This window comes from Tractidigestivibacter sp., assembly GCF_057241865.1.
In genome coordinates, this window is sequence record NZ_DBHHPX010000057.1 from 1 (window position 1) to 10,413 (window position 10,413).

At 65.8% G+C, this 10,413-nt stretch carries 6 protein-coding genes; 1 reads left to right on the forward strand and 5 read right to left on the reverse strand.

Features of this window, described 5'->3' with window-relative positions:
• Positions 1 to 531: 531 nt before the first annotated feature.
• Positions 532 to 1,314 (reverse strand): alpha/beta fold hydrolase, encoded by a 783-nt coding sequence (locus ACO59D_RS12205; protein WP_485127214.1) that lies wholly within the window; start codon positions 1,312 to 1,314, stop codon positions 532 to 534.
• Positions 1,315 to 1,431: 117 nt separating this feature from the next.
• Positions 1,432 to 1,746 (reverse strand): DUF4256 domain-containing protein, encoded by a 315-nt coding sequence (locus tag ACO59D_RS12210; protein ID WP_485127215.1) that lies wholly within the window; start codon positions 1,744 to 1,746, stop codon positions 1,432 to 1,434.
• Here ACO59D_RS12210 and ACO59D_RS12215 point away from each other — a divergent pair.
• Positions 1,687 to 2,634, forward strand: a complete 948-nt coding sequence (locus ACO59D_RS12215) for a patatin-like phospholipase family protein (protein WP_485127216.1) — start codon at positions 1,687 to 1,689, stop codon at positions 2,632 to 2,634. The genes ACO59D_RS12210 and ACO59D_RS12215 overlap by 60 nt on opposite strands.
• Here the strand turns inward: ACO59D_RS12215 and ACO59D_RS12220 are convergent.
• From ACO59D_RS12220 to ACO59D_RS12230, 3 genes are all read right to left on the reverse strand, one after another.
• Positions 2,631 to 5,918: a DUF3320 domain-containing protein gene (locus ACO59D_RS12220; RefSeq protein ID WP_485127217.1), complete on the reverse strand. Its 3,288-nt coding sequence runs from the start codon at positions 5,916 to 5,918 to the stop codon at positions 2,631 to 2,633. The genes ACO59D_RS12215 and ACO59D_RS12220 overlap by 4 nt on opposite strands.
• 207 nt (positions 5,919 to 6,125) lie before the next feature.
• Positions 6,126 to 8,666, reverse strand: a complete 2,541-nt coding sequence (locus ACO59D_RS12225) for a DUF4011 domain-containing protein (protein ID WP_485127218.1) — start codon at positions 8,664 to 8,666, stop codon at positions 6,126 to 6,128.
• A 132-nt stretch (positions 8,667 to 8,798) separates the two neighbouring features.
• Positions 8,799 to 10,085 carry an IS256 family transposase gene (locus tag ACO59D_RS12230; RefSeq protein WP_485127219.1) on the reverse strand — a complete coding sequence of 429 codons (1,287 nt, stop codon included), beginning with the start codon at positions 10,083 to 10,085 and terminating at the stop codon, positions 8,799 to 8,801.
• Between the last annotated feature and the right edge of the window lie 328 nt (positions 10,086 to 10,413).

Below are 10,413 nucleotides of genomic sequence, written 5' to 3' on the forward strand. Positions count from 1 at the left end.
CGGTGCAGATGTATTGCCCTGATTGGCAGATTTAGGGTTGACTTTAACACGGGGGCGGCATCCGCGGAAGGCCCGACGGCCGGGGCCCACCCGTGCACGGCGGCCCCCGCGTCGACGCCACGGTCGCGGAGGCGCCGGGCTCCACCAGGAACGGCTCCGGCACGCGCGACCCCGAGATGCGCCAGGCGGAGGGGGGCAGCCGGTGGCACTTCGGGATGAGGTGCCATGCGGCCACCGACGCGGGGACGGGCTGCGCCGTCGCCGAGGCGTTCGCGGCGGCCGGCGCCTCCGGCGTGACCGGGGCCCACGGCCTCGTGCGGGAGGGCAGGCAGGCTTCCTGGGGCCTGCCATCGCATAGGCGTCCGGAATCGGGCTTGCGTGCGTCCGGGGCGGCAGCTCGGATGCACGGGCGGACGGCGCGTCCGGCTGTGCCGCGCAGAGGAATGGCCCGCAGCAGCCATCGCAGCTGCCATGGGCCGGAAGGATGCCATCATCCGCAATTGTTCAGCGTTTCCCTAGTCGTGTCTTGCCCTAGGCCCCCGTCCAACGGAGGAACGGCAACGCGGGCAGCTCGTTTTTCTCCATCACCACGCGAAGCATGTTCGCAAAGCCCTTGGGGTCGCGAATCTGGTACTGCATGTGGTTGAGGCCATCGAAGATGGGGAAGTTCCCCTGGGGCCACGCAGCAATCACGGCAGGACGGTACTTGAAGTGATCCTCCTCGCTGCCAAACTCCCAGAACGTGTGTCGCTGCAGGTCGGCGGGAAGCGTGGGCAGCGGCCCGTCCTCGAGGCTGTCGGCCATCATGCGCCGCAGGTTGCCGTACGTGAGGCAGCGTCCCGCCTGCACGAAGTAGGGCTTAATGGTATCGTCGTCGCACCAGAGGATGTGCTTGAGCGTGCCACCGTGCGACCAGTACAGGCTCTTGATGGCCAGATACAGGATCGGGGTCATGAGCTGGCGTGTACCGAGGCCGATCTGCGCAAACTGGCCACCGTCGAAAAAGACGTGTCCCACGGGCATCTTGCCGCGCGCCAGGAAGGCAGTCGCAAGGTCGGCTCCCAGCGAGGATGCGACCACGAGCTCCAGGCGGTCGACGCCCCGCTGTGCGAGGAAGCGCTCCACCTGATCGACTTCGTCCACCTTGCTGACGTACTGCTGCCCGGGGCAGTAGGCCGTAGACGTGGGCATGATGCAGAAGAAGTCATCCGCAAGGTTGCGCGCGACCGGGCCACTACTCGCCCCGGTCACCCCCATCGCATGGAAGAAGAGGACGGCGGGCCTCGAGGGGTCGCCCAAGGTCTCGAAGAGCATGATCGCCTCCCACCACCATCACCAACAGCTCACATTGTTAGCTTAATCTTACTCATTGGACGAGAGAAGTGGCACGTCCATCGAGGTGACGTCGAAAACGACTAAAGCCTACCCAAGCTATAAGAACGCCCGGAATCCGCGCGCGGCGTAATGGGAGTCCGCTCCGTTGCAGAAGGTGAACGTACGGTCGTAGCGTCTGCTGGCGAAGAGTGCCCCCAGACCACGCCTGGATAGCGCTCCTCGTACTCGTGGCGGGAGCGCGAGCGGGCGACGGCACGTCATTCTCGCCCACCGCCGTGCGCGGGGCAAAGCTACAATCGAGACACGCCGCACGCCGGCAAGCGCACCAGCGTGAACCCAGGGAGAAGAACGATGAGCCTCGACATGCACGTCCAGCCAACCGCGCCCACCAGCCGACCGGAGGACGAGCATGACCCCGCCTGGCGCCACTGGCGCACGACCCGCTTCCAGCTGGTGCTGGAGGGCGGCGCCATGCGCGGCATGTTCATCTGCGGCGTTGTCGACTTCTTGCTGGACCATGGCCTGTTGGCGGAGTCCGTGGTGGGGGTGTCAATCGGAGCGTCGTGCGGCTTCAGCTACGCGTCGGGCATAGCGGGCCAGACGGCGCGCATGATCATGGCGTACCGCGGCGACTGGCGGTTCATGTCCGTGCGCTCCAAGCTGCGCTGCAGCGACTACGTAGGCAGCGAGTTCATTTTCGACACAATTCCCTACCAGCTCGAGCACATCCCAACCTGGCTGTACTCGCAGTCTCCCGTGCAGTTGGTCAGCGTCGCCACCAACGTGGAGACCGGCCAGCCCGACTACCACGTACTCGCCAAGGACAAGGGCCACGAGGCCGAGGCTCGCTATCTCATGGCGAGCGCCGCGCTGCCCTGTGCCAACCGACCCGTGCACGTAAACGGTAAGCTCCTGCTGGACGGCGGCATCGCGCGCAGCGTGCCCTTCGCCTACGGGCGCAAGCGCTACCGCGGCAGGCAGGTGGTGGTGCTCACGCGTCCGCGCGGCTACCGACCGGACCAGGACGACCCTGCCGTGCCACTCGTGCGCATACGCTACCCCGCGTACCCCGCGCTGGCACGCGCCATGGCCGGCCGTCCGCTCGAGTACGCGAGCGAACTCGACCAGCTCGAGCGCCTTCACGATGCGGGCGAACTCCTCTGCATCTGGCCGGAGGAACCCATCGCCGCGCGCATGGCAGAGCGCGACCCGGAGCGGCTGCTGGCCGCCTACAAGCAAGGCCTGCAGGCGGCCGCGGACGTCTGGCCTAGGCTGACCGCGTTTCTCGGCGTGAGCTAGCTTGCACCAGGCAACAGGTAGGTCATCTTCTCGCGTCGGTACAGTCTGCGGCGGATTCCCAGCGTGATGCCCTTCTGCAGGTACTCCCGGGCCGCAGGGGTCAGCCTCGCGTAGTCAAGGTTATGGAGCGTCCCCTTGACGAGGTCCTCACGCTCGCAGGGGCCGTTCGCCTCGATGTGGTCGAGCGCTGCAGCGGCAATCTCCTCCAACGGTATCTCGTCAAACGAGCGCCGCTCGGCGTCGCCCGAAGGCACACGATACAGGACGTACTCCTTGGGGTCTTGCTCACGGGTCCAGACGATGGTGCGTCCCGCCTGCGTGATGCGGCGCCCATGCGACGCCTGGAGCCCCTCCTCGCACTTCGAGCGGATGCGCGTGCCCATGCGGCCGATTCCCATCAGAGGCGCGAGGCGCTTGTACAAAAGACCTTCCTCTATGGGCGCCTCGACCTTGAGAATGTCGTCCAGAAGGGCTGCCACCTGCGTCTTCTCGAGGCCGAGAAAGTCATCGCCCAAACCGGAGACATCAACGTTAGCCAGCACGTAGGGACGACAGCGCGGACCGCACTCCTGTCCTGCGCCTGAAGCGCCTGCGGGACTTTGCTCCAGGGCCCCTGCTGCGTCACCTTGGCTTACGACGGCAGGGTCGCCCTTCGCTGCGACCTGGGGAAGGCCGGCGACCTTGGGGATTGCTTCGTCAGGCATGAGCTTCGTGAGCGGGTCTATTGGCTCTGCGGACTTCGCGGGCCCTGCGGGACCTTCGTACTCCGCGCCCCCCTCGTGAGAAGCCTCCGTCTCCCCGGCGGGCGCCGCCGCAGTGAGCACGGACGCCGCGACCTTCTCATTGGCCTGGGACGCCCCAGGCTCCGGCTCCTGTGACGGAACGATCTCCTCAGCCTTCTCGGCCTCCTCTGCCTCAGCGCTCTCGGGTGCACGGGGTGTGGGAGGTTCCTCCCCGCGCTCGGAAAGGACGCGCTCAAGGAACGCTTTCAGCCGCTCCATGACCGCCTCGGAGTCCTCCCACCAGTCGATTGCCCAGACGCGCGTCACATCCCAGCCCAGGTGTCGCAGCAGCACGGGTTGGGCAATCTCGCGGTCGCGTGTTGTGCCTGACATCTGGTACGAGCGTCCGTCCAGCAGTATGCCGGCAAGGTAGCGCCCGTCATCAGCAGGGTCGACCACGCCCGCGTCGACTCGATACGCACTTCTCCCCACGTTCATCCTCGTGCGATAGCCGAGCCTGTCTAACCCCTCGCAAAGCTCGCGCGCGATCACGTCGTCCGCTTCGTCCGCCTGCATCTCGGCCATGCTCACAGAGCCAAAGCTACCCCGCTTCGCATACTCCAGGAAGGCCTTCAGCGAGGCCGGGCCAGAAGAGGAGGTGCGGTTGAGGTCGATGTCGGTTGGCTCGATGGACGAGAAGACCTCCATGCTTGACCTGGCACGCGTGACGGCAACGTTCAGTCTCCGCCAGCCGCCCTCGCGATTGATGGGACCAAAGTTCATACTCATGCGCCCATTCGCATCCGGGGCGTACGTCACCGAGAACAGGATCGCGTCCCTCTCGTCGCCCTGCACGTTCTCGAGGTTCTTGATGAAGAGCGGCTCCTCTCCCCCATGTGCCCATGCGTCTAGCGCTAGGTCCTTGGCGCAGGCGGCCTGGAACAGGTCGTCGATGAGGGACTGTTGCGGGATGTTGAACGTGACCACGCCCACGCTCTCGTGCGAGAGCTCGGGGTCCTTGGAGCGTCTCACGATCTCCGCGACCACGGCCTCCGCCTGGTTCACGCGCCTGCCACCACGCTCGAACGTGCCGTCGACCTTCGTGAACGTCACATGGCTCGTGCGGTCGTCCGCCGAGGGGAAGGTAAGCATGCGTCCTTCGTAGAAGCGCTTGTTGGAGAACGCGATCAGGCTCTCGTGCCTGCTGCGATAGTGCCAGCGCAGGAACGTCTGGGGCATGTTGAGCGCAAGGCAGTCCTCCAACACGGACTCGAGGTCGGACACCTCCTCGAAGTCCTCGTCCTCCACCTTGCCCTGGAAGAAGCTCGTCGGCGGCATCTGCTTTGGGTCGCCCACCACCACCGCCTCGCGCGCGCGGCTCAGGGCACCCACCGCCTTGCACGTCTGCAGCTGCGATGCCTCGTCGAAGACGACGAGGTCGAACTGGTCAGCCCCGGGCTCGAGGTACTGCGCCACAGAGAGGGGGCTCATAAGAAGGCAGGGGCACAGCGAGAAGACCAGGTCGCCGCAGTCAGAGAAGACGGAGCGGATGGAGACGTTGCGCCCACGGCTGCGCAGGGCGCGCTGCAGGCGGACGGCCTGCGGGGTGGTGCCGTCGCTTCCCGTGAGGTCGGGCACCCTCGATGCCACCTCGTAGTAGATCTCCTGCCGTGCCAGCTCGCGAAGCTGCTGGTCGGCTCGGGAGTACTGCCGGATGACCTCGGTGAACCGCGAGCCGGTGAAGGCGTTCATGCCCTCGGTCTCGTCCAGGCTTGCCATTGCCATGGTCCGGTAGATGCCGCACTCGAACGAGTCCATGGTCTTCTCGCCCACCGCATGGTCGTCAAGGTAGTCGACGAGGACGCCCAGCCCCAGGGAGCGCGCCTGAGCACGGGCGGCATTCCAGCCCATCCACCCGCGCATCCCATCCATGCTTGCCTTGACGCCCTGGCAGGCCGAGACCTGTCCGGAAAGCCAGTCCTCTCCCTTGCTGGAGAGCTTCCCTATTCGCCTCTCCACTTCCTGTCCTGCCTCACAGGCATTGTCCAGGCAACGACCAAGCTCGCCAACCTTCTGGAACGCCTCCCCAAGGTCGCCCTCGCCCGCAAGCTGGCGCAGGCTCTGCAAGGCGTCCGTCTGGCGCGAGATGAGCTCGCGCGTGGCCGCGACCGCAGACGCGAGGGCGCCCCAGTCGACCGACCCGTCCACGTGGGTGAAGCTCTCAAGGTAGGAGCCCATGCGCTCCCTAATCCGCTCGAACTCCGCGGATGCGGCGCTCCATCCCTCGAGGTCCTCCAGGAAGGCGGAGACGTCCTCCTTCCTCACGGGCTCGCGCGAGCAGAGGGAGAGCTTGGAGAGAACCATCGAGACGGCCTTGCCGCGGCGCAGCACGCCCTTGGAGTTGGCATCCAGCCACTCCTGCCGTATGACCTGCGGATCGAGCTCGAGGAACGCCTCCGTGCGGCGAGACAGGATCTTGCCCCTCTCGCTCAAGAGCTCCTCGTTGTCGGCGAGCACCACCGCAAGGTCCTCCACCAGCCTGCTCAGGTCCGGGGCGGACAAGCCAGGCCCTCGGCAGCGTCAATGCGCCCATGAGCGCGTCCACGACCGACCGCAGCGCGGCGTAGTCGTCACGTGTGACGGGAACGAGTCGGCCGAAGAGGGAGACGGCTTCGGCAGCGGTCTTTCCGAGGGCCTTAAGGGCAAGCTCATAGCGGTCGAGCAAGCCTGGCAGCTCAGTCGGCAGCGTCTGGGAGTACTCTGTGCCGCTCACGGCCGCAAGGGGGCTGTCCCTGCAGGCGCGTATGCCGAGCCCTGCGCAAGCAGGCGCTCGGCGGCGTTCAGCTTCCGCGCGAGGTCGTCCCTCCCGTCGATGGACTCGACGAACTCGCGGCTCACGTCCATCGGCCTCGTGTCACGGGCAAGCTCCACATAGTTGCATATCTGCTCACGCAGCGTGAGCCCTGCACCATTACGACGCTCGAGGCCGCTGGCATAGCGGTCGAGGCGACCCCTGAGCTCGCGCACCTCCTTCGCCTTGCTGGCGTAGACCTCGGGCTTTCTCGCGACGCCAATCTCGGACGCGGCCTTGATCTGCTCGAAGACATGGTTCTTCGTGGCCTTGGTCGAATGGACCTCGAGGCAGAACGGCGAGAGGCCCAGCTGAGCGAGACGGGACTCGACGGCCTCGAGGGCAGCCATCTTCTCAGCGACGAAGAGCACCTTCTTCCCACGCGCGAGGGCGTTCACGATGAGGAGAGTGATTGTCTGGGACTTTCCGGTACCTGGAGGGCCATGCAGCACGAAGCTCTGGTCGTCGATGGCGGCCTTCTTGATTGCGAGCATCTGCGATGCATCTGCCTCCGCCGGAAGCAGCAAGCACGAGAGGTCCACCTTCTCGTTCGGGTCTATGGGCTCGGGCTTCCACGTGAGATGCCCCTCGAGCAGGGAGTCGACAATCTTGCTATGGCGCAGCTCGTCCTCGCGGCTGCGGATGTCGTTCCACATCACGAACTGTGAGAACGAGAAGAGACCGATGGTGCCGTTCTCGAGCACCTCCCAGCCCGGCTGGTCCATGACCTTGTCGAGGACGGTGTTGAGAACGAGCCTCGTGTCGACTCCCGCCTCATCCGTGGGAAGCGGGTCGAGGCCGTTGATGGAGATGCCGTAGTCCACGCGGAGCATCTCGAGCAGGGAGATGTTGACCTGGGGCTCCTCATCGCGAAGGCGCATGACGTAGCCGGCCCGCGCAGACTTCCTGATGATGTCCACAGGGAAGAGCATGATGGGAGCAAGGCGCGCGACGCCCCCGCGCTTGGCATCAACCCATTTGAGCGTCCCAAGGGTGAGGAAGAGCGTGTTGGAGCCCGTCTCCTCGAGTGACGAGCGAGACGAGCGGAACAGGTTGGTGAGGTTCTTCTGCAGCACCGACTGCGAGAACGCGGTCCGCAGGCGCCCCTCCTTGAACTCGTTGCGAAGCAGCTGCTTTCCCGCCTCGGACACGTTGATCACGCTCGTGGCGGCGTCCTCAAGGTCGGGAAACTCGTTTGGCTTCGGGGCGATCACGATGTCGTTGTCGAGGGCGAGAAAGTCCTCCAGCTCGTCGATGGACGGCACAAGGAGCGGCATGACGCGTGCTCCCGGCCTCATGTTGAGGAGGTTGTTGTGCATGGAGAGGTCGAGCAGGCTCCTCTCCCACAGCTGCTTTCTGGTCCTCTTCTCGCCCGCCACATCAAGGACCGCGGTCGAGACGTGCTTCTCATCAGGCGCCACGGCAGCGCCGAGGTCGACCTTTGGCGCCTGCACGCTCCATCCACCATCACCCAAGACGCGCACGGGCAGGGGGATGATCTGGGCGTAGCGGGCGCGCGTGATGTCGACCGCGCACACGAAGTCGTTCGGCTCGACCATCTCGCGGGCCGAGAGTTCGGCATCGTCGAAGCTCGCCTTGGACCCCTGGGCAATCATCGTCGCCTGGACCACGGTGAGCTGGTTCACGCCCTTTTGGAAGCGCTTGGAGATCGAAGCGGGGTCTTCCTCTATCGTCTCTGGGAACGTGGACTCCTCGAGCCACACTCCGGCAAAGGCATGACCCTTGATCAGCACGATGAAGGGCCGGAGATCGACCGCCTCGATGCACGAGGCGTACAGGCACGAGAAGTCGAGGCAGGTCGCCATGTGCTGGCTGAGAACCGCGTCGGCCATGCGCACGCGCTGCCCGGCGGAGAAGCTTGCGGGCGCACCGACGTACACGATACCCTGCTCCTGCAAGGCGCGAAACAGCGCTGCCGCCTGGAGGCGGACGCGGTTGGGGTCTCCCGACTGGTAGCCTTCGAACGAGGAGGAGCCAGTCCACTCCTGCAGCAGGGCAGAAGCCCTCACGATGACGGGCGAGAGGGCGGGGTGGTTGGGGGTCACGAACGCCGCCAGCGTTTCGGGCGTGCCCAGCCACTGGTCGAAAGCGAAGAAGACGACCTGGTAGTCTGCCGTGGCAAGGACATCTTGGCCCTTCCGGACCTCTATGTGGACGTTGTCGGTCATGCGCTCCGTCAGCTGCAGGAGACGCTTCGTGTCAACAACCACGCTCGAGCAGTCGATGTCGATGGTCGTGTGCGCGGGAATCGACGGAACGGTGAAGTCCTGGTCCGTGAGCAGGTCAGTGGCGGAGTCCACCCTTATGAGGACGTCGCGGACGTCGTTGTCGGTCTCGTCCGCGACGCTGAGCGAGCGCATGGGACACTGCAGCGCCTGGGCGTTCGAATAGTTGAATATGGGGAGCACGTCTGCGGATATGCCGAATCCAGAAGCCATTTCCACTCCTCGTTTTAATGAAAGCTTGGGTCATGGGAACGATTCTATTGGTAGTGTCGGAAATGTTGGTGTAGCGGTTCGTTTGCCTCAAGGAGAAGTCGCCGTCCGAATCTGAGATCTCAGTTGCCTATCCTATGCTGCCTCCAGCCTGCCTGCAAGCTCCAGGCTTGCCTCCATTGCCTTTCGCGCTATATTTCGCAGCTCATCTTCTTGCCCTGGCGTTTTCTTGGTAGTGCGTCGGATACCCCCCTCATTGTGGAGTTCTGCCATCTTGGGCTCTGCAAAGTAGCGTGGCTCACTCCAGGGCTCGCCTTCATCGCACGTCACAGCTCCAGCCAAGCGTTCAAGAGAAGTGATGCTCGGGAAGACCTGCACCACCCGAGAGCGGCGCCTTGTCCCGCGGTTGGCGCGCTCCTGGGCGTCGCTGGTCCTCGTCCTCTTCCAGTGGGAGGCGGGGAAGCCCAGGCAGGCGAGGGCGCCAGGCTCCGCCTCACCCACGATACGGGCCGCCTTGGGGCGGCACTTCCCGAGCATCTCTGGGGCAAGGCGGTGCATCGCCCTGACCACCTCGGCGTCCTTGGCATGGGAGATGGGTGCGATTATCCTGGCGACGCACCCCCTGAGCTGGCGTGCCTTCGCCTCGCGCACGCAGTCACGCTCCAGATGGACGGCGCACCTCTGCCAGGCAGCCCCCTGGAACCGCTCGGGGATGGCGCGCCTGAGGCCCCCGTGGGCGTCGGAGGTGACGGGCCGGGCCCCGTGGGCGCCACGCCCCCTGATGCCCTTGAGGAAGGCCACCCGGGAATCGTAGGGCTCGTCGCCGGCGACCGACGCTCCCGGCACGTGTCTCCAGCCGCGCCCGCCGCGGCCGATGGCCGTGACCACGGCGGTGGAGGCCACATGGGCGCCTCTGCGACACCTGACGCAGGCGGCGTCGAGCCAGAGGCAGGGTGTCCTGGGAGACGAAAGGTCCCGTTCGAGCGGCTCCTCCACGTCAGCATCGGGGCCCTGGGCGATAGCGCCCGCTTGGTCCTTGGAGGGCCTGCCGACGCCCATCCTCTCCGCCATCCTCCGCGCCCTGCGGGCCGAGGCGCCCGTGGCGCACGTCCCTGCCACCGCTGCCACAAGCGCCCTGCCCGCCCTCTGGCAGCGCTCCATCGCGTCGTCGGGGAAGAAGCTGCCGCTCCTCGGCTTGGGAGCCCCCAGCGCGATGGCGCCCGCGCGGGTCTTGGGCCTCCTCTCGCGGCAGCCGTTCCTGCTGTTGGGGGAGGCGGCGCGCATCTGGCCGGCCTCGGCGCCCATGGTCTCGTCGGCCACCGATCCCGTGAGCTGCCCTATCAGCCCCCGCATGTTGGTGCAGCCGCCCTCGAACCTCGGCATCCCCATCGCGGCCGGCGCTGCCTCTGGTACGATTCCCATCGCGGTCGTCGCCCTTTCCCCGAACCTGCCTATCTGGTGATCTCAGATTCTAGGGCGGCGGCCGTCCCTTTTCAGCTCGCCCAGCTCAGGCGCTTACACCAACTTTTACGACACGAGGGCATGCGGACAAAAAGTTGGACCAGATACGGTCCGGTCAGGAGTCCGCAATGAGCTTTGCGCCAGGGCAGAGGAAGAGAGCGCTCGAGGTCCCCGAGGAATGCGGTGGGAAGGTGACCCTCGCGATCCGCAGGCTCGGACATCCCTCCGGGCAGGCCATGCATGCCTGGATCCGGGAGAGCGATGCCGCGCATGCGGGGACCGCCGGCCG

What these genes read in the sequence shown, in the direction of transcription:
- ACO59D_RS12205 (WP_485127214.1), bottom strand. Translation starts at nt 1,314, where the DNA reads ATGCTCTTCGAGACCTTGGGCGACCCCTCGAGGCCCGCCGTCCTCTTC.
- ACO59D_RS12215 (WP_485127216.1), top strand. Translation starts at nt 1,687, where the DNA reads ATGAGCCTCGACATGCACGTCCAGCCAACCGCGCCCACCAGCCGACCG.
- ACO59D_RS12210 (WP_485127215.1), bottom strand. Translation starts at nt 1,746, where the DNA reads ATGCTCGTCCTCCGGTCGGCTGGTGGGCGCGGTTGGCTGGACGTGCAT.
- ACO59D_RS12225 (WP_485127218.1), bottom strand. Translation starts at nt 8,666, where the DNA reads ATGGCTTCTGGATTCGGCATATCCGCAGACGTGCTCCCCATATTCAAC.
- ACO59D_RS12230 (WP_485127219.1), bottom strand. Translation starts at nt 10,085, where the DNA reads ATGGGAATCGTACCAGAGGCAGCGCCGGCCGCGATGGGGATGCCGAGG.